23 protein-coding genes are annotated in these 18,934 nt (G+C 63.4%); 10 read left to right on the plus strand and 13 right to left on the minus strand.

Annotation, left to right across the window (positions count from 1 at the left end):
- Positions 1 to 73 precede the first annotated feature (73 nt).
- The 3 genes from lspA to AC1DXN_RS23010 are packed head-to-tail and all read right to left on the minus strand — an operon-like array spanning position 74 to position 2,477.
- On the minus strand, positions 74 to 562 hold the full coding sequence (lspA, locus tag AC1DXN_RS23000; RefSeq protein ID WP_477271330.1) for a signal peptidase II: 489 nt from the start codon (positions 560 to 562) through the stop codon (positions 74 to 76).
- On the minus strand, positions 559 to 1,416 hold the full coding sequence (locus tag AC1DXN_RS23005; RefSeq protein WP_477249216.1) for a TrmH family RNA methyltransferase: 858 nt from the start codon (positions 1,414 to 1,416) through the stop codon (positions 559 to 561). The genes lspA and AC1DXN_RS23005 overlap by 4 nt, the downstream gene beginning before the upstream one ends.
- Positions 1,416 to 2,477: an RsmD family RNA methyltransferase gene (locus AC1DXN_RS23010; protein ID WP_477271332.1), complete on the minus strand. Its 1,062-nt coding sequence runs from the start codon at positions 2,475 to 2,477 to the stop codon at positions 1,416 to 1,418. Before AC1DXN_RS23010 ends, AC1DXN_RS23005 begins: the two co-directional genes overlap by 1 nt.
- 141 nt (positions 2,478 to 2,618) lie before the next feature.
- Here AC1DXN_RS23010 and AC1DXN_RS23015 point away from each other — a divergent pair, with 141 nt between their 5' ends.
- From AC1DXN_RS23015 to AC1DXN_RS23025, 3 genes are all read left to right on the plus strand, one after another.
- Positions 2,619 to 3,305 carry a helix-turn-helix transcriptional regulator gene (locus AC1DXN_RS23015; protein ID WP_477271334.1) on the plus strand — a complete coding sequence of 229 codons (687 nt, stop codon included), beginning with the start codon at positions 2,619 to 2,621 and terminating at the stop codon, positions 3,303 to 3,305.
- A gap of 141 nt (positions 3,306 to 3,446) precedes the next feature.
- The gene (locus AC1DXN_RS23020; RefSeq protein ID WP_477271336.1) at positions 3,447 to 3,842 is read left to right on the plus strand and encodes a VOC family protein; all 396 of its coding nucleotides are present in this window, start codon (positions 3,447 to 3,449) and stop codon (positions 3,840 to 3,842) included.
- On the plus strand, positions 3,839 to 4,279 hold the full coding sequence (locus tag AC1DXN_RS23025; protein ID WP_477271338.1) for an EVE domain-containing protein: 441 nt from the start codon (positions 3,839 to 3,841) through the stop codon (positions 4,277 to 4,279). Before AC1DXN_RS23020 ends, AC1DXN_RS23025 begins: the two co-directional genes overlap by 4 nt.
- Here the strand turns inward: AC1DXN_RS23025 and lhpI are convergent.
- The 4 genes from lhpI to sppA form a co-directional block, all read right to left on the minus strand.
- Complete coding sequence (lhpI, locus tag AC1DXN_RS23030; RefSeq protein ID WP_477271340.1) at positions 4,269 to 5,234, minus strand: bifunctional Delta(1)-pyrroline-2-carboxylate/Delta(1)-piperideine-2-carboxylate reductase; 966 nt, start codon at positions 5,232 to 5,234, stop codon at positions 4,269 to 4,271. The two genes, AC1DXN_RS23025 and lhpI, sit on opposite strands and share 11 nt — an antisense overlap.
- Positions 5,235 to 5,268: 34 nt before the next feature.
- Positions 5,269 to 5,625 (minus strand): DUF1049 domain-containing protein, encoded by a 357-nt coding sequence (locus tag AC1DXN_RS23035; RefSeq protein ID WP_477271342.1) that lies wholly within the window; start codon positions 5,623 to 5,625, stop codon positions 5,269 to 5,271.
- A gap of 62 nt (positions 5,626 to 5,687) precedes the next feature.
- A complete protein-coding gene (locus AC1DXN_RS23040; RefSeq protein ID WP_006200394.1) occupies positions 5,688 to 5,972 on the minus strand; it encodes an integration host factor subunit beta in 285 nt (94 codons plus the stop codon).
- An 82-nt stretch (positions 5,973 to 6,054) separates the two neighbouring features.
- On the minus strand, positions 6,055 to 7,011 hold the full coding sequence (gene sppA / locus AC1DXN_RS23045; RefSeq protein ID WP_477271344.1) for a signal peptide peptidase SppA: 957 nt from the start codon (positions 7,009 to 7,011) through the stop codon (positions 6,055 to 6,057).
- 304 nt (positions 7,012 to 7,315) lie between these two features.
- Here sppA and lptC point away from each other — a divergent pair, with 304 nt between their 5' ends.
- The 6 genes from lptC to ptsN all read left to right on the plus strand — a co-directional run bounded on the left by lptC (position 7,316) and on the right by ptsN (position 12,562).
- A complete protein-coding gene (gene lptC, locus AC1DXN_RS23050) occupies positions 7,316 to 8,029 on the plus strand; it encodes an LPS export ABC transporter periplasmic protein LptC (protein ID WP_477271346.1) in 714 nt (237 codons plus the stop codon).
- A complete protein-coding gene (locus tag AC1DXN_RS23055) occupies positions 8,016 to 8,597 on the plus strand; it encodes an LptA/OstA family protein (protein ID WP_477271348.1) in 582 nt (193 codons plus the stop codon). The genes lptC and AC1DXN_RS23055 overlap by 14 nt, the downstream gene beginning before the upstream one ends.
- Positions 8,597 to 9,415: an LPS export ABC transporter ATP-binding protein gene (gene lptB / locus AC1DXN_RS23060; protein WP_477249201.1), complete on the plus strand. Its 819-nt coding sequence runs from the start codon at positions 8,597 to 8,599 to the stop codon at positions 9,413 to 9,415. The genes AC1DXN_RS23055 and lptB overlap by 1 nt, the downstream gene beginning before the upstream one ends.
- 199 nt (positions 9,416 to 9,614) lie before the next feature.
- Positions 9,615 to 11,141, plus strand: coding sequence for an RNA polymerase factor sigma-54 (gene rpoN, locus AC1DXN_RS23065; protein WP_477271349.1), 1,527 nt, complete (start codon positions 9,615 to 9,617; stop codon positions 11,139 to 11,141).
- A gap of 268 nt (positions 11,142 to 11,409) precedes the next feature.
- On the plus strand, positions 11,410 to 11,994 hold the full coding sequence (hpf, locus tag AC1DXN_RS23070) for a ribosome hibernation-promoting factor, HPF/YfiA family (protein WP_477271351.1): 585 nt from the start codon (positions 11,410 to 11,412) through the stop codon (positions 11,992 to 11,994).
- Positions 11,995 to 12,097: 103 nt separating this feature from the next.
- The gene (ptsN, locus tag AC1DXN_RS23075; RefSeq protein ID WP_477249196.1) at positions 12,098 to 12,562 is read left to right on the plus strand and encodes a PTS IIA-like nitrogen regulatory protein PtsN; all 465 of its coding nucleotides are present in this window, start codon (positions 12,098 to 12,100) and stop codon (positions 12,560 to 12,562) included.
- A 141-nt stretch (positions 12,563 to 12,703) separates the two neighbouring features.
- On the opposite strand, the gene AC1DXN_RS23080 is transcribed toward ptsN, so the two are convergent.
- Together AC1DXN_RS23080 and AC1DXN_RS23085 are read right to left on the minus strand one after the other, a co-directional pair.
- Positions 12,704 to 12,961, minus strand: a complete 258-nt coding sequence (locus tag AC1DXN_RS23080; protein ID WP_477249194.1) for a BQ00720 family protein — start codon at positions 12,959 to 12,961, stop codon at positions 12,704 to 12,706.
- A 76-nt stretch (positions 12,962 to 13,037) separates the two neighbouring features.
- Positions 13,038 to 13,463 carry an Hsp20 family protein gene (locus AC1DXN_RS23085; RefSeq protein WP_352935401.1) on the minus strand — a complete coding sequence of 142 codons (426 nt, stop codon included), beginning with the start codon at positions 13,461 to 13,463 and terminating at the stop codon, positions 13,038 to 13,040.
- Between the two features lie 144 nt (positions 13,464 to 13,607).
- Here AC1DXN_RS23085 and AC1DXN_RS23090 point away from each other — a divergent pair, with 144 nt between their 5' ends.
- Positions 13,608 to 14,549: a nucleoside hydrolase gene (locus AC1DXN_RS23090; protein WP_477271353.1), complete on the plus strand. Its 942-nt coding sequence runs from the start codon at positions 13,608 to 13,610 to the stop codon at positions 14,547 to 14,549.
- A 158-nt stretch (positions 14,550 to 14,707) separates the two neighbouring features.
- On the opposite strand, the gene AC1DXN_RS23095 is transcribed toward AC1DXN_RS23090, so the two are convergent.
- From AC1DXN_RS23095 to AC1DXN_RS23110, 4 genes are all read right to left on the minus strand, one after another.
- The gene (locus tag AC1DXN_RS23095; RefSeq protein ID WP_477249190.1) at positions 14,708 to 15,322 is read right to left on the minus strand and encodes a LysE family translocator; all 615 of its coding nucleotides are present in this window, start codon (positions 15,320 to 15,322) and stop codon (positions 14,708 to 14,710) included.
- Positions 15,323 to 15,432: 110 nt separating this feature from the next.
- Positions 15,433 to 16,881, minus strand: a complete 1,449-nt coding sequence (locus AC1DXN_RS23100) for an amidase (protein ID WP_477271503.1) — start codon at positions 16,879 to 16,881, stop codon at positions 15,433 to 15,435.
- A 5-nt stretch (positions 16,882 to 16,886) separates the two neighbouring features.
- The gene (locus AC1DXN_RS23105) at positions 16,887 to 17,795 is read right to left on the minus strand and encodes a ribokinase (RefSeq protein WP_477271355.1); all 909 of its coding nucleotides are present in this window, start codon (positions 17,793 to 17,795) and stop codon (positions 16,887 to 16,889) included.
- A 178-nt stretch (positions 17,796 to 17,973) separates the two neighbouring features.
- The gene (locus tag AC1DXN_RS23110) at positions 17,974 to 18,861 is read right to left on the minus strand and encodes a methylated-DNA--[protein]-cysteine S-methyltransferase (protein WP_477271505.1); all 888 of its coding nucleotides are present in this window, start codon (positions 18,859 to 18,861) and stop codon (positions 17,974 to 17,976) included.
- Positions 18,862 to 18,934 lie beyond the last annotated feature (73 nt).

An 18,934-nucleotide genomic window follows, 5' to 3' on the forward strand; every position in this document is an offset into this window, starting at 1 on the left:
CTCCTCGGTCTGGCGGTGCGTGGACTGTGCGGCGACAGCCCGGCGCGGTCAATCGTTCAAGAGAGCCGGACGTTCAAGCGTCCGGGCCTTGCGGCTTCACTTCGCGCCGCCAGCCGATGAGTTCGTCGAAGACGACCAGCGCGGCGCCGACCGAAATGAAGGCATCGGCGAGGTTGAAGATGGCGAAGGACCAGACCGGCGTGTGGAACAGGATGTAGTCGATGACGTGGCCGTAGACGGCACGGTCGATGAGATTGCCGAGCGCGCCGCCGACAATCAGCGCAAAACCGGTGCGGGCAAGCACATGGCCGGGCGGCGTACGGGTGGCGAGATAGAGCACGAAAGCGACGACGAGAACCGCAATCACCACCAGGCCGGTGTCACCGAAAGATGAAAACATCGAGAAGGCAATGCCGGTGTTGTAGGTGCGGTATAGCGCCAGGAACGGCACCAGATCGATTTTTTCCTGGAAGGCGAGACCGGTCTCGACCAGGTGTTTTACCCACTGGTCAAGCGCGATTGCCGCCACAGTCAGCAGGACGTAAGGGGACCATGATTTCACGGTTTGGTATCCTCAGGGGCAAGCTTCAGCGCGCCGCGCCGGATCTCGAACAGCATGATGCCGGTGGCGACCGCAAGGTTGAGCGAATCGGCGCGGCCTGCTTGGGGAATGCGCAGCAGCCTGTCGCAGCTTTCGGCCAGATTGTCGGGCAGGCCCTGCTGCTCGTTGCCCATCATCAAGAGCACCGGGCCCCTGGAGAAATCGACCGAACGATAGTCGACCGCCCCTTTTAGATGCGTGCCGGCGACGAGGCCTGAAAAGCTGTTGCGCCAGGCGAGAAAGGCTTCCGGCGTGGCTTTGGTCACCGGCACGGCGAAGATCGAACCCATGGTGGCGCGCACGGTTTCGACGGAAAAAGGATCGGTGGTTTCACCGACCAGGATGACGCCCTTGGCGCCGACGGCATCGACGGTGCGGATGACGGTGCCGAGATTACCGGGGTCGCGCACCCGGTCGAGCGCCACCCAGACGTCGCCGTCGTGGGCGCGGATGTCCCTCAGCGCCAAGAATTTTTGCGAGAAGACGCCAACCACCATTTGCGGATTGTCGCGGCGGGTGATGGCGACCAGCACCTTTTCCGACACTTCGAGCACGGTGCCGCCGGCGGCAACCGTGCGCGCCGCCACTTTTTCGATGGCCGCATTGCCGCGCCCGGCCTTGGCGAAGACCAGCGTCTTGATCGACCAGCCGAGGTCGAGCGCGTCGATGACCAGTTTCAGCCCTTCGGCCATGAAGGCGTTCTGCTGGTCGCGGAATTTCTTCTGCGCCAGCGCCTTGATGTCCTTGATCAGCGGATTGGCGAGGCTGGTGACTTCCTTGACCTGCCCCGGTGCGCCTGCGTGCCGCTCGTTCATCAGGCCACCCAGCGCGAGAACAGCGAGGTCGACAGCGCGCGGCCGGCCGACTTCTCGCGGATGATCAGTTCGCCGGATTCGACCGTACCGCCCATGCCGGCAAAGGTGTCGCGCAGCAAGGCATGGATGGCGAAGAAGGAGGCGCGGATCGAATAGGCGGTCAGCACCACGGCCAGCGGCTTGGGCGTCAGGATTGCGCGGCAGAGGTCGGTGAGCGCTGGCAGATCCTCGAACAATTGCCAGACCTCGCCCTTGGGGCCGCGTCCATAGGCAGGCGGGTCGAACAGGATGATGTCGTAGCGGCTGCCGCGGCGCTCCTCGCGCTCGACGAATTTCATGGCGTCGTCGACGATCCAGCGGATCGGCTTGCTGCCGAGGCCGGCCATCTCCTGGTTCTCGCGGGCCCAGCCGATCGCCTTCTTGGAGGCATCGACATGGGTGACCTCGGCGCCGGCGCGAGCCGCCACCAGCGAGGCAAGGCCAGTGTAGCCGAACAGGTTCAGCACCTTGACCGGCCGCTTTGCCGCCGCGATCAATGCGGCCATGTGATCCCAATGCGAGGCCTGCTCGGGGAAGACGCCGACATGGCGAAACGAGGTGAAGCGGCCGAGATAGTCGATGCCGTCATGCTTCATCGGCCAGGTCTCGCCGAGTGGCGTCCCGGGGAAGCGCCAGCGGCCGATGCCTTCTTCGTCGGTGTCGCCGGTGAAAATCGCGTCGGCACGGTCCCAGTCCCTTGCCGGCAGCGCCTTTTGCCAGATCGCCTGGCCCTCGGGCCGCACGATGCGATAGGGACCGTATTGCTCGAGCTTTTGGCCGGCGCCACTGTCGAGCAGCGCATAATCCTGATTGGGCGCCACTTCGAGTATCAGCGGCAGCCGCTCGGAGGGCAGGGCGCCCGGGCGGCGCGACAGGACGCGCGGCGCGGATTTGGGGTCGGACCGGTCGTCCGGTTTTGTCTGTGGCCTTGCCGCTGCGCCAGTCTCGCGTAGACGCGACTGTTCAGCCTTTGCGGGCTGACGCGGGCGGTTGTCGCGGTTTCTGTCGCGAAAGGATTTCAAGAAGGAAAATCTCCGGAGCGGGTGGCCGCTTTTGACATAGGGGCACCTGCTTCGCAACAAAATGGTCCTGCACGCGTTCGGCGCCGGTTTCTGTCGTGGGGTAATGGACCTCGCCGGAAGAAACGGGCAAATCTGAAAAACATGTCCCGCTCCGAACGCCTGCTCGACCTGATCCAGATCCTGCGCCGGCATCGCCGGCCGGTCAGCGGCCGCACGCTCGCCGGCGAGATGGGTATCTCGATCCGCACGCTCTATCGCGACATTGCCACGCTGCAGGGACAGGGCGCGCCGATCGAGGGCGAGGCGGGGCTGGGCTACGTGCTCAAGCCCGGCTTCATGCTGCCGCCGCTGATGTTCACCGATGAGGAGATCGAGGCCATCGTGCTCGGCTCGCGCTGGGTCGCCAAGCAGCCGGACCAGCGGCTTTCGGCGGCTGCCACCGACGCGCTGGCCAAGATCGCCGCCGTGCTGCCGGATGATCTGCGCGAAGATCTGGACGCGACGACGCTCCTCGTCGGCCCACGCATCGACGCCGTCGAAGGCATCGACCTCGGTCAGGTGCGGCAAGCCATCCGCAACGAGCGCAAGCTCGGCTTTCTCTATCGCGATGCCGGCGGTGCTGCTTCGCAGCGCATGGTCTGGCCGTTCGCGCTTGGCTTCTTCGACAAGGTGCGGGTGGTGGTGGCCTGGTGCGAGACGCGGCAGGATTTCAGGCATTTTCGCGCCGATCGCATCTCCGGGCTCAACGTCACCGAGACGCGCTATCCGCGCCGCCGCCAATGGCTGTTGAAGGAATGGCGGGCGACGCTCGACGCGCCACGGCGCTAGCTTCTTGTTTGAGCATGATCTTTTCCGAAAACCGGTTCCCACTTTTCGGGATCATGCTCTAGCTGCCCGTGATCGCTGCTGCCAGAATCTGACAGCAGCATCTCCTATGGTCTTCGTATCGAAACCCTTGGAGAGCAGAAAATGACAACTCCCAATTTCATCATCCTCTATGTCGACAAGCCCGAGCAGAGCGGCGTCTTCTACAGCGCGCTGTTCGGCCGCCAGCCGGTCGAGACGTCGCCGACCTTCGTGCTGTTCGTGCTCGACAACGGCTTCAAGCTCGGCCTCTGGTCGCGCCATACGGTGGAGCCGGCCGCCGCGGCCGCGGGCGGCGGTGCGGAGATCGTCTTTGCTCTCCAAACGCCGGACGCGGTCGATGCCACCCATGCCGATTGGGCCGGGCGTGGGCTGAACATCCTGCAGACGCCAACCGACATGGATTTCGGCCGCACTTTCGTCGCGCTCGATCCCGACAATCATCGGCTGCGCGTCTATTGGCTGAACGATGGAGAACAGGCCAATGGGGAACAGAAATGAGCGGGCACTGGATCGCGGTCGCTTCGGCCGAGCATGTGCGGCGCGGCCGACGCGACGGCTTTATGCAGGTCAACCACGGCAAGGCAGCGCCGCTTCGCCGCATCAAACCCGGCGATGGCATTGTCTACTATTCGCCGACCACCATTTTGGGCGAGAAGGACGGCCTGCAGTCGTTCACCGCCATCGGAACGGTGCGCGAAGGCGAGCCCTATCAGGGCGACATGGGCGGCGGCTTCACGCCCTACCGCCGTGACGTCGAATGGGCAAAGTCGCAAGAGGCGCCGATCAAGCCGCTGCTCGACAGGCTCGAATTCACCGCCGGCAAGTCGAACTGGGGCTACCAGTTGCGCTTTGGCCTGTTTGCGGTCAGCGAGGGTGATTTTTCGCTGATCGCCGAGGCGATGGGGGTCGAAATCAAGCAGGATGCTACCGCTTGAGCGCCTTGTAGACGGCAATGCCGGCGGCGAGGTCTTCGAGGGCGGCACCAACCGACTTGAACAGGGTGATCTCGTCGGGGCTTTGCCGGCCTTCTTTCTCACCACGCGCCAATTCATGCAGGTCGGCGACGATGGCTTCCGCTTTCAGCACGCCGGAGGCCAGCGGCTGGACGATGTCGCCGGCTTCCTTGGTGGCGCCGGCGCGGGTGTCGACATAGACGCGGGCCTGCGCGATCGCATCGTCGTCGCTTTCGCGCATGGTTGGCGTGAAGCCGCCGACGAGATCGACATGGGTTCCCGGCCGCAACAGGGCGCCCCGGATCAGCGGCGTCGTGGTGATGGTTGCCGAGGAGATGATGTCGGCCTGGCCGAGTTCGGCGTCGAGATCGCCCGCGGCTTCGGCGGCAAAGCCTTCGGCACGCAGATCCGCCGCAACTTTTTCGGCGTTGGCCGGCGTGCGGTTCCAGATGCGGATGGATTTGATCGGCCGCACCGCCGAATGCGCCTTTGCCAGAAACGGCGATAGCGCGCCGGCGCCAACCACCAGCAGCCGCGAAGCGTCCTTGCGGGCGAGATAGGAGGCGGCCAGCGCCGAGGCGCATGCGGTGCGCCACTGCGTCAGCCGTTGGCCGTCGATCAAGGCTTCAGGCTCGCCGGTGGCGCCGTCGAGCAAGAGGTAAAGCCCCATCACAGCAGGCTTGCCGATTGAGTTGTTGTCGGGGGAGACCGTGACGATCTTGACGCCGATATGGCCGCCGGCAGAGGTTCCGGCGGCGTTGAAGTCGGTCCAGGCCGGCATCAAAAGCAGGGTCGAGGCCGCGCCGTCGGGCCGCTCGACCGTGTGGTGATGCCGGACCGGCTGCACGGCGCCGTCACGAAAGGCCGCGCGCAATGTCTCGACCAGTCCCGGAAAGGTCAGCGCATGGTCGACCTCGGCGGCCGAAATGGTCAGCATGAAAAACTCCGTGGAGAAAGCGCGATCTGGCGCTTCAATTCGTCGGCTTCGGCAAGGCTGACCCTTGGGCCGACCCTTGGGCCGAGCCTTGTGGCGCGGCCGGCGCACGGCTGACCGCCTGGCGCAGGTTTTCGGCCTCGACGCCGCGCTGGCGCGCCAGCTTGCGATAGTGGCCCTGCCTGACCCAGGTCGCCAGGCTGCCGACGATCATGCCGACGGCGAGCGCGAGGAACAGGTAGATGAACAGCGGCAAGGTCAGCGTCAGCGCCGGATTGCCGGGATGGAATGGGTCGAGCGTGAAGGCAACCAATTCGCGATTGGCCACGGCCAGCGCGATCAGGATGATGGCCAGAGGCACGAAGACCACGATGAGAACAAAGCGATTGAACATAGTATTTCCTGTCGAAAGGCGGGCCATGCCGACGGCCGGCATGGCCCATGAACCCGCGGCGCCTATTTGCCGCCGTTCAGCCTTTCGCGCAACTCCTTGCCGGTCTTGAAGAACGGCACCCATTTCTCCTCGACCTCGACGGATTCGCCGGTGCGTGGGTTGCGCCCGGTGCGGGCGGGGCGGTTTTTCACCGAAAAAGCGCCGAAGCCGCGCAGTTCGACCCGGTTGCCTTCGGCAAGGGCGTCGGTGATCTCGTCGAAAATAGCGCCGACGATGTTTTCAACGTCGCGCAGGAAAAGATGCGGGTTGCGCGTGGCAATAATTTGCACAAGTTCGGATTTGATCATGAGAGGGGTCCCCGTGAAAGCACTGCGGTCGAAATTATGAGGATGATTTTATTTGCTTTTTTCACTCGTCCCAGAAGGCTTATCAAGGGTGCCAGACGGAAACGAGACCGTCAAGAAACAAGCGGTCGGCGCCAAGTTCCTCAATGACGTCGCCGCTGGCGCCCGGCAGGCCGAGCGCGCTGCCGATGCTCTGCGCCATGGCTTTCGAGAACAGGAAGCCACCGCGCTTTTCAGTGCTCTTCCATTCCACCACCTTGAGCTTGGCATCGACACCCTTGGTCGCCAGCCAGTCGACCGCCTCTTGTTCACCGCCGACGGCGTCGATCAGCCGGTTGGCGACGCCCTGCCGGCCGGTGAAGATCGAACCGTCGGCAAGTGCCAGCGCCTGCTCGCGGGTCATCTTGCGGCGTTCGGCGACGATGCCGACGAACCAATCGTAGCTGTCGAGGATGAGTTTGCGGACCATGGCGCGCTCGTCGTCATTGGTCGGCTTGAAGGGCGAGGGCGAGGCTTTCAGCGGTGAAGATTTCACCTCTTCGAGCTTGATGCCGAGCTTGTCCATGAGGCCGCTGACATCGGGATACTGGATCAGCACGCCGATCGAGCCGACGATCGAGGTTTTGCGGGCAACGATATGGTCCGTGGCGGTTGCGATCATGTAGCCGGCGGACGCGGCGAGCGTGCCGACCTCGGCCACCACCGGCTTGTCGGCGGCGAGCTTGCGCACTTCCTCGTAAATGGATTCGCCACCGACCGTGGTGCCGCCTGGCGAATCGATCGACAGGATCACGCCCTTCACCGTCGAGGACTGGCGGATGGTTTCCAGCCGTTTGATGAGTTCCTCGTCCTCGGTGATGGTGCCTTCGATCCTGACCTTGGCGATATGGCTAACGCCTGTGCCGGCGAAGTCGTCATCATAAACCCAGGCTGAAAGGGCGATCAGCCCGGCCGCTACCACAGCAAACGCCGCAACACGCCAGAACGTCAGCTTGCGTCGCAAACGGCGGCGGTCGATCAGGTCGTCGGCTCTCAGTGCCATGGTCAGCCTCATGGTGGGTGGGAAGAGATGCTTTTAGAGCAAGCGTCCGCGCCCGGCTACCGTTTCCTGACGGGCGCGCGCCAAACACGGGATCGTCAACGCCGGCGAAGCGGTATTTGATGAAAAATTAACGCTGCGCGCCCGTATCTGGTATGAAGTGCGGACAGTTGTGTTGACTTCATTTTCGTTTGTACAACAGCAGCCGTCACATTTTTGCGATTTTCCTCCGCTTGTGCTTGCTTGCGGAGGTCGACATCCCACCTATGGGCGGTGTCTGGCGGGCAAGGGTTAATAGAAAGCAGTTATGTTAGCGCGACCGAATGAACCGACCAATGCCGAGACGGTATTGGCTCCTGCGGTGCCTGGCACTGCGCGGGTCGACGCCTTTGGCCTTGCGCAGCGCCATTCGCGCCGTGTCCGCGTCTTGAAGTTCGTCGTACCGCTGGTTGCCGCTCTGATCGCCATTGCCTTTCCAGTGTACTCTTATTTTGCGGCCCCCATTTCCGTCTCGGTGCAGGCCGATGGCAGCGCCTATGCCGACGGCAAGCTGGTGATGGCCAACCCCAAGCTCAACGGATTCACCAAGCAGAAGCTGCCCTATTCGCTGACAGCCTTGCGCGCCACCCAGGACGTCGGCAAGCAGGACATCATCGATCTGGAAGGCATCAATGCCAAAGTGCCGCTCACGGCCGACAATGTGGCAACGGTCAATGCGACACGCGGCATCTACAATCGCGCCGGCAACACGATGGACCTGACCAGCGATGTCACCGTGACCACGACCGATGGCGTCGAGGCGAAATTCAAATCGGTCTTTCTCGACATGGGCAAAGGCTCTATGAAGACGAATGATCCCGTCGACGTCAGCCGTGGCGGGTCGCGTATCACGGCGGATTCGATGTCGGTCCAGGACAATGGCAAGGTCCTGGTCTTCGAAAACAGAGTGCGCGTCAACATCGATCCCGCCAGTCTGAAGGCGGCAGAGGCAAAGAGCGGAGAATCGAATGCGGCCCAGTAGTTCGACACGGCTTGTGGCCGCAACTTCAGCGCTGCTGCTGTTTGGGCTGACGCCATCGCTGGCCCAGTCCAGCACCAGCCAGGTGTCCGGGCTGCAATTGTCCGGCGACAAGCCGATCCAGATCGAAAGCGACAAGCTGGAGGTCCGCCAAGCGGACAGCCTCGCGGTGTTCACGGGCAATGTCACGGTCATTCAGGGGCCGACCATGCTCAAGGCCGGCAAGATGACGGTCTACTATGTCAAGGATCCGAACGCCGCCAAGGGCGCCGCCGCCAATGCCTCGGCGATGACCGGCTCGGCCAACATCGACCATTTGGACGTCGACAACCGGGTCTATATCAAATCGAACGACCAGATCGCCACCGGCGACCGCGGCACCTTCGACATGAAAACCGAAGTGCTCGTCCTGTCCGGCAAGGAAGTGGTTCTGTCTCAGGGCGACAACGTGCTCAAAGGCTGCAAGCTTACCGTGCAGATGAAGAGCGGCCTGGCCCAGGTCGACGCTTGCGGCGGGCGCGTCATCATGTCGATCACGCCGCCGCCGAAGTCGGGAGCGGCGAAGCCCTAATGGTCGACGTATCATCGCTGATGGCGCGTCTTCCAGGGCGGGCCGCCAGCAAGCTTGCGGCACCGGCCACGGTCACCGTCGATCCGGCAAAGTTCAAGGGAACCTTGATCGCGAAAGGCCTGACCAAGAGCTACAAGGGCCGCAAGGTGGTCAGCGGCGTGACCATCGGCGTGCGCGCCGGCGAGGCGGTCGGTCTGCTCGGGCCCAACGGCGCCGGCAAGACGACCTGTTTCTACATGGTCACCGGACTGGTGCCGGTCGACGAAGGCACGATCGAGATCGACGGCTTCGACGTCACCTCGATGCCGATGTATCGCCGCGCCCGCCTCGGCATCGGCTACCTTCCCCAGGAAGCGTCGATCTTCCGCGGCCTCAATGTCGAGCAGAACATCCGCGCCGTGCTGGAAGTGGTCGAAAAGGACCGCAAGGCGCGCGAGCGGGCGCTGGACGAACTGCTCGAGGAATTTCACATCAGCCATTTGCGCAAGGCGCCGTCGATGTCGCTGTCCGGCGGCGAGCGGCGGCGGCTTGAAATCGCGCGGGCGCTGGCGACGCGGCCGGCCTACATGCTGCTCGACGAGCCTTTCGCCGGCATCGATCCGATCGCCGTCGCCGATATCCAGCAGCTCGTGCGCCATCTGACGGCGCGCGGCATCGGCGTGCTCATCACCGATCACAATGTCCGCGAGACGCTCGGCCTGATCGACCGCGCCTACATCATCCATGCCGGCCAGGTGCTGACGCATGGCCGGGCCGATGAAGTGGTCGCCAATGCGGATGTGCGGCGCCTGTATCTCGGTGAGGGATTTACGCTCTAAGCGTGAAATCCCCGCCCAATTCGATTTTTCAAGGAAATTTCGATCGTTTTTCGCGATTTTTCTCGACGCTAACGCCGGGGTAACCGGCTTTTGCTAGCAATTGCCTTGACAAGCAAAAGCCGGGCCAGTTTCTATGACCGGCTGGGAAAATTGGTCCCGACAGTTCCGGATGCGTAAACGAGGCGTTTGAAACCGAACCATGGCGCTGGCTGCCAAACTACAGCTCCGACAATCCCAGTCGCTGGTGATGACGCCGCAGCTGATGCAGTCGATTCGGCTGCTGCAGCTCACCCATATCGAGCTTGAACACTTCATCGACGATGAGATCGAGCGCAATCCGCTTCTGGAGCGCGCCGAACCCCAGGACGACGCCGCCAGCGACCAGGCGCAGAAGGCCGACGCCGCGCCCGAACCCGCGGCCGAGGGCGACTGGTTCGAGAACGAGACGCAATGGAGCGCCGAGGCGATCTCGGACAAGCTCGATACCTCGCTGGAAAACCTGTTTCAGGACGATCCTGGCACGAGCGAGCGGCTTGGGCCTGACCTGACGGCGCAATGGAAATCGGCCGCCGGCAACAGTTCCGCGTCCTCGGGCGAAGGCTTCGACGTTGGCGACATGGCTGCCGCCGCCATCACCATGCGCGAGCATGTCGGCGAGCAGATTGCCCTAGCCTTTGCCGATCCGGCGGAGCGGCTGATTGCCGGCGAGTTGGCCGATGGCCTCGACGAGGCCGGCTACATGCGCGCCGATATGGAGGAGATCGCGGCCCGTCTCGGCACCGATGCTGCCACGGTGGCCAAGGTGCTGGCGGTCTGCCAGACATTCGAGCCTGTCGGCCTGTTTGCTCGCGACCTCGCCGAGTGCCTGTCGCTGCAGCTGGTCGTGCGCGATCGGTTCGATCCGGCGATGAAAGCGCTGATCGCCAATCTGGAACTGCTGGCGCGCCGCGATTTTCAGACGCTGAAACGGATTTGCGGCGTCGACGAGGAGGATCTTCTCGACATGCTGGCCGAAATCCGGGCGCTCGATCCGCGACCCGGCACTGCGTTTTCGGGCGGCACCAGCGACGCCATCGTCGCCGATGTCGAAGTGCGGGCGGCAAACGATGGCAGCTGGACGGTGGAACTTAACGCCGAAACGCTGCCGCGCGTGCTGGTCGACCACATTTATTTCGCCCAGGTTTCGCCGCAGGCAAAAAACCAGACGGAACGGGATTTTCTGGCCGAGTGCCTGCAAAATGCCAACTGGCTGACGCGCAGCCTCGACCAGCGGGCCAAGACCATCCTCAAGGTCGCCTCGGAAATCGTGCGCCAGCAGGATGCGTTTCTCATGCATGGCGTGCGTCACCTCAGGCCGCTCAACCTGCGCACGGTGGCCGACGCCATCGGCATGCACGAGTCGACGGTCAGCCGGGTCACGGCCAACAAATACATGCTGACGCCGCGCGGTGTGTTCGAACTGCGCTATTTCTTCACCGCCTCGATCGCTGCGTCGGGCGGCGGCGATGCGCATTCGTCGGAAGCGGTGCGCGATCGCATCAAACAGCTGATCGACGAGGAGAAACCCGTCGACGTGCTTTCCGACGACGCGATTGTGGATATGTTGCGGGAAAAGGGCGTCGATATCGCCCGGCGCACGGTCGCCAAGTACCGGGAGGGCATGAACATTCCGTCCTCGGTGCAGCGGCGGCGCGAAAAACGCGCGCTGGCCAGCGCCGGGCGTTGAACGCTGGCTGAATTTCCACAGTTTTCGCACTTCATTGACAAGCTGCAATGAAGTGGCTAGAAGCCCGCCCGCATGAGACGGGCTGTATTGCCCGCATGCGGATGGTCCGTCACGACGTAGGCCACGGGACGGCCAAGAGGCGGCTTGTGATCAATCGGAAAGTTCGGATTTAAAATCGGCGCGAGTGACGCCGCAAAGCTTGTGCGCACGGACCACGAGTATAAACTCTGGCCAGTTTGAAGCCTGAGCAAGGAAGGTCAGTTTTCAGATGAAGCTGCGCATATCGGGAAAACATATGGATATCGGCGATGCGTTTCGTACGCGCATCACCGACCGTGTCGGCGAGGCGATCGGAAAATATTTCGATCGGGGTTTCTCGGGGCATGTCACCGTCATCAAATCGGGGTCGCGTTATTCGGCCGATTGCATGATCAGGCTGGATTCCGGCGCCTCGCTGCAGGCAACGGGCGATGCCCAGGATCCGACGCTTGCCTTCGAGGCCGCCGCCGACCGACTCGAAACCCGCCTTCGACGCTACAAGCGCCGGCTGAAATCGCACAATTCGGGGGCCTCCAATGGCGAGCCGACCGACATCGCCTACACGGTGATGGCGCCGCTCGCCGATGACGACGAGGACTTTCCGGAGAATTTCGCGCCGGCCATCGTTGCCGAATCAACCATGACGCTGCAGACCATGTCGGTGGCGTCAGCCGTGATCGAGCTCGACACCAAGGACACCCCGGTCTTCGTTTTCCGCAACGCCGGAAACGATCATCTCAACATCGTCTATCGCCGGCCAGACGGAAATATCGGCTGGATCGACCCGTCCACGACCAAAGTCGCACAGGCGTGACGACAATGGTCGCGCAGGTGACGACAATAGTCGCACAGAGATAGAAGCCAGCCGCGCGAGGGGCGAGGACTGGCGACGGCAGGCGAACAAGGGAATTTCAAGCATGGATCTGAGCGATCTTATCAACGTTCCGGCGATCATGCCGGCGTTGAAGGCGAACTCGAAGAAGCAGCTGCTGCAATTGCTCTCCGAAAGGGCGGCGGCAATTTCGGGTATTCCGGAGCGGGAGGTGTTCGACACGATCCTGCAGCGCGAACGGCTGGGCTCCACCGGCGTCGGCAACGGCATCGCCATTCCGCACGGCAAGCTGGCCGGGGTGAAGCGTATTGCAGGGGTGTTTGCCCGGCTGGAGACGCCGGTCGATTTCGAGGCGCTGGACGACCAGCCGGTCGACCTTGTGTTCCTGCTGCTGGCCCCGGAAGGGGCGGGTGCCGACCACCTCAAGGCCTTGTCACGCATCGCGCGGGTGTTGCGCGATGCCGACACGGTGGCCAAGGTCAGGGGCACGCGCGACGCCGTGGCAATCCACGCGCTGCTTTCAGATACACAGGCCTCGCACGCAGCCTGAGGTTTTTTCGGATTAAGTCTGCTTTTGGATTAAGTTTGTCGGGGGCCGCCTTGAGCGGCCCTATCCGTTTCAGCCAACCTATTCGCCCTGTTCGACCATGATCTTTCCCGAAAACCGGGTCCCACTTTTCGGGATCATGGTTTAGTGGATCGCGACGGTGGTCAGATCGTTTTCCATGGCGCCGGCCAAAGCGCGGTCGCGCGCGTCGGAAAGCAGGATCGGCTGGCCGTTGGCGGCAAACAGCGCCCACAGCTCCATGCCGGGTTCGATTTCACCAAGGCCGGGGAAGCGACCGAGCAAATCGTCGCTCGACACTTTCCGGAGATAGGCGACCGAGCCTTCGCCGAGATGGGCGAATTCGCCGCTGGTCATGGCGATATTTTCGTGAGTTCTGGGCATTTCAAGCCTCCTTGGCGCGAGACGCCGCCCTTTTCCGGGGCAACAGGCCATCCCGCATGAGAGCCATCGGTAAAGATCAGTCTTTCACCGATATATTTATTTTCCGTACCAGCCGTTCGGACTCCGGCCGATCGAGGTCGATCGACAAAAGACCGTTCTTCAGCTCCGCCGCGATCACCCGCATGCCGTCGGCCAGCACGAAACAGCGCTGGAACTGGCGCGCGGCGATGCCGCGGTGAAGGAATTCGCGCTCGGTGTCGTCGTTCTGACGGCCGCGCACGACCAACTGGTTCTCCTCCGTGGTGACATCGAGATCGCTTTCCGCGAAACCGGCGACAGCGAGTGTGATACGCAGCCTTTCGGCCTTGCCGTCGGCACCGCTGAGGCGCTCGATGTTGTAAGGAGGATAGCTGTCACCCGATTTTGCCAGACGCTCAAGGGTCTTTTCCATGGCGTCGAAGCCCAGGAGAAGCGGGCTGGAAAAGGGCGTCATTCGGCTCATGTTACACTGTCCTCTTTGGAGCGACATAAAGTGGAAAAACCCGGATGGCATTTTTCCCGATGGTCTTGATATGGTCCGCGCCGCGGCCAAGTTCAAGCCGTCAAAAAACCCCGCCCAAAAAGACTCCCCAGACAAGGAAATGAAATGCCCCATACCCACAGGATCATCATCGACACGGATCCCGGCCAGGACGATGCCGTCGCCATATTGCTGGCACTCGGCAGCACTGAGCTGGAGATCGTCGGCATCACTGCTGTTGCCGGCAACGTGCCGCTGAAGCTCACCGAGAAGAACGCGCGCAAGATCTGCGAACTGGCAGGCCGGCCTGACATCAAGGTCTATGCCGGCGCCATCCGGCCGCTGGCACGTCAGCTCGTCACCGCCGAGGAAGTGCATGGCAAGACCGGCCTCAACGGACCGCAGCTGGCCGAACCAACAATGAAGCTGCAGGACCAGTACGCGGTCGATTTCATCGTCGAGACGCTGATGAAAGAACCGAGCGGCACGATCACACTATGTGCCCTCGGGCCACTCACCAACATTGCGCTGGCGCTGATCCGCGAGCCCAAGATCGCGCCGCGCATCAAGGAAATCGTGCTGATGGGCGGTGGTTTCTTCGAAGGCGGCAACGTCACCCCGACCGCCGAATTCAACATTTATGTCGACCCGCATGCCGCCGATATCGTGTTCAAATCCGGCATTCCGATCGTCATGATGCCGCTCGACGTCACCCACAAGGCGCTGACCACGGCCAAGCGCACGCAGGCCTTTCGCACGCTCGGCACCAGGGTCGGCAATGCCACCGCCGACATGCTCGAATTCTTCGAACGCTTCGACGAGGAGAAATACGGCACCGATGGCGGGCCGCTGCACGACCCGTGCGTCATCGCCTATCTGCTGAAGCCGGAGCTGTTCCAGGGCCGCAACTGCAATGTCACGGTGGAAACAGCCTCGGAGCTTACCATGGGCATGACCGTGATCGACTGGTGGGGCGTCGCCAAGCGGCCGAAGAACGCCATGGTGATGCGCGACATCGACCATGACGCCTTTTTCGCCCTGTTGGTGGAAAGGTTGGGGCGGCTTTAGGGACGCTTTTCCTTCTCCCCATTTACGGGGAGAAGGTCCCGCAGGGGGATGAGGGGCGGCGCAAACGCTGATATTTTTGCCTGCAACCCCGGCGCTGCCCCTCACCCGGTCGCTGCGCGACCACCCTCTCCACGTAAACGGGGTGAGGGAAGAGGTGCTTACTTCGCCTTTGAAAAGGCCAGCCAGAGGCCGCCGCCGACCAGGAAGCTGCCGCTGATCCTGGACATCAGCTTGATGCGGCTGGCCGACAGCAGGCGGCCGGCGCGGGCGGAGGCGAGCGCATAGGTCGAATCCGAGACGGCGGCGAAGATCATGGCGGTGAGGCCCATGACCACGATCTGCAGCGTGTAATTGCCCTGAGGGGCGATGAACTGCGGGAAGAAGGCGCCGAAGAAGACCAGCGTCTTGGGGTTGCTGAGCGCCACCAGCAGGCCTTGCAGGAAGAAGCCGCCGCGCGGCTTCCTGGCCGATCCGTCGGCATTCAGCGTGCCCTTGGAGCGGAACATCTGCACGCCCATCCAGATCAGGTAGGCGGCGCCGATCAGGCGCACCCATTCGAACCAGTGGCCCATGCCGGTGATCAGCGTGTTGAGGCCGATGCCGACAATAGCGATCATGATGGCAAGCCCGGCCTGCGTGCCGGCGACGTTGGCGAGGCCGGCGCGCGAGCCATGGCGGATGCTGTTGGCGATGATCAAAGTGACCGTCGGTCCCGGCACCAGGATGATCACAAGGCAAGCGAGAAGGTAGGCAGCGTAGAGTTCCAGCGACATGGGGGATTCCTCGACAGAGTGCCGCTCTTCGATGCGGCGAGCCACGATCAAAACATGACGGCGATGCCGGTGCAAGCCGGCGGGACATGTCGCCGACAATACTGGCCTGTTCAGGCGCCGGCCTGCCATGGCAGCGTCGCTTCGTAGGCCGCAGCTGCTCTCAGCACGGCAAGATCGCCACGCGGCCGCCCGATCAGTTGCATGCCCATCGGCCGGCCCTGGTCGTCGAAACCGACCGGCACGTTGACCGCCGGACAGCCGCCCAGCGTGGCAAAGGCCGAGACCTGCATCCAGCGGTGGTAGCTGTCCATGGCGCGTCCTGCCACTTCCCTTGGCCAGTGCGTGGCGACGTCGAAAGGAAACACCTGCGCGGTCGGCAGCGCGATGAGGTCGAAGCGCTCGAACAGCGACAGCAGCATTTTATGCCAAGAGGTGCGCACAACCGAGGCTGCGCGGATCTGCGGCGCTGTCAGCCGCATGGCGTTCTCGACCTCCCAGACGGCCTCCGGCTTGAGCAGGGTGCGCTTGTGCGGGTCGTCATAGTGGATCTTCAGCGCCGAGCCGCTGGTCGCCTGGCGCAGTGTCACGAAGGCCTGCCACAGCGCTTCGAAATCGAAATCCGGCAGCAGCGGTTCGGTCAGGAAGGACGCTTCCGCGAACCGGACGAGTGCTGCCTCGCACAGATCGAGGATGCCTGGCTCGACCGGAAGATGACCGCCGAGGTCGCCAAGCCAGGCGACGCGGCCGCCGCTTGCCAGCGTCGTGAGCCCTTCGACGAACGAGCCTGGCTTTTCCCAGGACAGCGGCGCTTGCGGATGGTAGCCCGCCTGCACATCGAGCAGCAGCGCCATGTCACTGATGTTGCGGCCCATCGGCCCGTCGATGCCCATCTGGGCATGAAAGACCTCAAGATCCGGTCCGCCGGGAACAAGTCCCTGCGAGGGGCGAAAACCGTAGACATTGTTCCAGGCAGCCGGATTGCGCAGCGAGCCGCCAAAATCGCTGCCATCGGCGACAGGAACCATGTCGAGCGCCAGCGCGACAGCCGCACCGCCGCTCGAGCCGCCGGCGGTCAATGCCGGATCGAAAGCGTTGAGCGTCGGGCCGAACACGGTGTTGTAGGTGTTGGAACCGAGGCCGAATTCGGGAACGTTGGTCTTGCCGATGATGATGGCGCCGGCCTTGCGGATGCGCTCGACGAAGAAATCATCCTCCTGCGGCACGAAATCGGCGAAGATCGGCGAGCCGAAACTGGTCCTCAGCCCCTTGGTCATGGCGAGGTCTTTTATCGCGATCGGCAGGCCGAACAGGGGGCCGGCATCTCCTCCATTCGCCAGATGGGCGTCAGCCTTGTCGGCCTCGCGCAAAATGTCGCCGCGGTCGCGCAGCGAGACGATGGCGTTGACCAGCGGGTTCACGGCTTCGATCCGGTCGAGGAACGCCGCGACCACCTCGCGCACCGACAGGCGGCGGTGCCTGATCGCGTCGGCGAGCGCCACCGCCGACAGGCGACAGATATCGCCGGCGGGCGGCACGGCGTGTTTGGTGGCCGGACGCATGGCGATCACGCTTTGGCAGCCTGCAAAGCGGCATCGACGTCCGCCGCCAGCGGGATCGCCGGCTGGGCGCCGGGTTTCAGGCAGGCAAGCGAACCGGCGGCCGCGGCGCGGGCGAGCGCCTGTTCGAGCGGCAGGCCGGATGACAGGCCGGCGGCGAAATAGCCGCAAAACGTATCGCCGGCGCCGACCGTATCGACCGGGGTGATTTTCAATGCCGGAACGGTCAGGAAATCCTCCGGCGTTGCGGCAAGCACGCCATCGCCGCCGAGCGTGACGACGATGGTGCGGCCGGTCTTGCCGGCAAAGTCGCGCATCCGCGCCGGGCGGTCGCGGCCTTTCAACGACAGTGCTTCGCCGTAGAGGTCGAATTCGGTTTCATTGGCGACGACATAGTCGGCCTTGGCGAGGAGAGCGGCCGCCTCGCCGCGGAAGGGGGCTGTGTTGAGCACGGTGATCGCGCCTGCCGCTCGAGCGGCGTCAAGTGCTGCATCGACGGTCTGCAGCGGGATTTCGTGCTGCAGCAGCGCGACATCGCCCTTTCCGAGGAAAGCCTTGGCAAGATCGCCAGGCACAACCGAATCATTGGCGCCGGGCGCGACGGCAATGATGTTCTCGCCGTCGTCGCCGACCATGATCAGCGCCGTGCCGGTCGAGGCGAAGGTTTCACCGACGCCGGACAGATCGACCTTGCCGATGCGCAGCAGCGCCAGCGCCTCGGTGGCGAAATTATCCTTGCCGACCGCACCAACCATGCGCACCTTGGCGCCGGCTCGCGCGGCGGCCAGCGCCTGGTTGGCGCCCTTGCCGCCAGGAGCGGTGGTGAAACCGGAGCCGCGAACCGTCTCGCCGGGTGCGGGCAAGCGGTCGACCTTGGCGATAAGATCGAGATTGATCGAGCCGATGACGATGATCAAGGAATGCCTCCTCATGAATGCGCGGGAAGCTATCCTGTAAGATCGCTGCTTTCCAGAGCCTGCTGATGTGCCAACGCTCTGTCGTTGCGCCATTCACTGGCAAGGCGATGTCGTTTTTGCCATGAAATGAAAAACACCGGCGAAAAGTCTTCGCCGGTGTTGCTTTATGCGGGTCGTGTCAGGATGCCGTCTGTCCCGCTTCCCAGCCGAGGATGGCGCGCTTGCGCGTCAGGCCCCAGTGGTAGCCGGTGAGCGCGCCGGATTTGCCGAGCGCCCGATGGCACGGCACGACGAAGGACATCGGGTTGGCGCCGACCGCGGCACCCACCGCACGGCTTGCATTCGGGGCGCCGATGCGGGCGGCGATGGAGGAATAGGTGCAGGCCCTGCCCATCGGGATCCGCAGCAGGGCTTCCCAGACGCGGAGCTGGAAGTCGGTGCCGATCATCACCACGCGCAGCGGCTGGTCGGCGCGCCACAGCGTCGGATCGAAGATGCGGGCGGCATAGGGTGCCGTGGCCGACATGTCCTCGACATAGGTGGCGTTCGGCCAGCGGCCCGACATATCGGCGAAGGCCGCGCGCTCGCCGCCGGCATCGTTGAAGGCAAGGCCGGCCAGCCCGCGGTCGGTGACCATGATCAGGGCGATGCCAAAAGGCGAGATGTGATAGCCGTAGCGGATGGTCAGCCCGGCGCCGCGCGTCTTGTAGTCGCCCGGCGACATCGCCTCGTGGGTGACGAAAAGATCGTGCAACCGACCGGGGCCGGACATGCCAACCTCGAACGAAGCTTCGAGCAGCGGCATGCCGGAATCGAGCAGCTTGCGCGCATGGTCCAGCGTGACGGCCTGCAAAAAGGCCTTCGGCGACAAGCCGGCCCAACGGGTGAACAGTTTCTGCAGGCCGGTCGGTGTCTCGCCGACTTCCTCGGCCAATGTCTCGAGCGAGGGCTGGTCACGGTAATCGAGGCTGATCTTCTCGATGGCGCGGCGCACGACTTCGTAGTCGCTGCCTTCGGGCGTGATGTCGTTTTGCAGGATGGCTGTCGGTTTCATCTGCGCATTCATGGTCATCTGGGCGTTCATGGCAATATCTCCTTGACCGCGAATATCGGTCTTCCCGGCCTTTGCCACCACCCGA

It is taken from the genome of Mesorhizobium sp. P2_H9 (assembly GCF_056403215.1).

Coding starts and splice junctions, on each gene's coding strand:
- AC1DXN_RS23110 (WP_477271505.1), bottom strand. CDS start 18,861: ATGAATGCGCAGATGAAACCGACAGCCATCCTGCAAAACGACATCACG.
- lhpI (WP_477271340.1), bottom strand. CDS start 5,234: ATGCTGACCATTTCGGCCGCCGAGGTCGACCATGCGCTGACCTTTCCG.
- AC1DXN_RS23095 (WP_477249190.1), bottom strand. CDS start 15,322: ATGTCGCTGGAACTCTACGCTGCCTACCTTCTCGCTTGCCTTGTGATC.
- AC1DXN_RS23090 (WP_477271353.1), top strand. CDS start 13,608: ATGCCCCATACCCACAGGATCATCATCGACACGGATCCCGGCCAGGAC.
- AC1DXN_RS23100 (WP_477271503.1), bottom strand. CDS start 16,881: ATGCGTCCGGCCACCAAACACGCCGTGCCGCCCGCCGGCGATATCTGT.
- rpoN (WP_477271349.1), top strand. CDS start 9,615: ATGGCGCTGGCTGCCAAACTACAGCTCCGACAATCCCAGTCGCTGGTG.
- AC1DXN_RS23005 (WP_477249216.1), bottom strand. CDS start 1,416: ATGAACGAGCGGCACGCAGGCGCACCGGGGCAGGTCAAGGAAGTCACC.
- lptC (WP_477271346.1), top strand. CDS start 7,316: ATGTTAGCGCGACCGAATGAACCGACCAATGCCGAGACGGTATTGGCT.
- sppA (WP_477271344.1), bottom strand. CDS start 7,011: ATGGCACTGAGAGCCGACGACCTGATCGACCGCCGCCGTTTGCGACGC.
- AC1DXN_RS23040 (WP_006200394.1), bottom strand. CDS start 5,972: ATGATCAAATCCGAACTTGTGCAAATTATTGCCACGCGCAACCCGCAT.
- AC1DXN_RS23035 (WP_477271342.1), bottom strand. CDS start 5,625: ATGTTCAATCGCTTTGTTCTCATCGTGGTCTTCGTGCCTCTGGCCATC.
- hpf (WP_477271351.1), top strand. CDS start 11,410: ATGAAGCTGCGCATATCGGGAAAACATATGGATATCGGCGATGCGTTT.
- AC1DXN_RS23055 (WP_477271348.1), top strand. CDS start 8,016: ATGCGGCCCAGTAGTTCGACACGGCTTGTGGCCGCAACTTCAGCGCTG.
- AC1DXN_RS23085 (WP_352935401.1), bottom strand. CDS start 13,463: ATGAGCCGAATGACGCCCTTTTCCAGCCCGCTTCTCCTGGGCTTCGAC.
- lptB (WP_477249201.1), top strand. CDS start 8,597: ATGGTCGACGTATCATCGCTGATGGCGCGTCTTCCAGGGCGGGCCGCC.
- ptsN (WP_477249196.1), top strand. CDS start 12,098: ATGGATCTGAGCGATCTTATCAACGTTCCGGCGATCATGCCGGCGTTG.
- AC1DXN_RS23080 (WP_477249194.1), bottom strand. CDS start 12,961: ATGCCCAGAACTCACGAAAATATCGCCATGACCAGCGGCGAATTCGCC.
- AC1DXN_RS23025 (WP_477271338.1), top strand. CDS start 3,839: ATGAGCGGGCACTGGATCGCGGTCGCTTCGGCCGAGCATGTGCGGCGC.
- AC1DXN_RS23020 (WP_477271336.1), top strand. CDS start 3,447: ATGACAACTCCCAATTTCATCATCCTCTATGTCGACAAGCCCGAGCAG.
- AC1DXN_RS23015 (WP_477271334.1), top strand. CDS start 2,619: ATGTCCCGCTCCGAACGCCTGCTCGACCTGATCCAGATCCTGCGCCGG.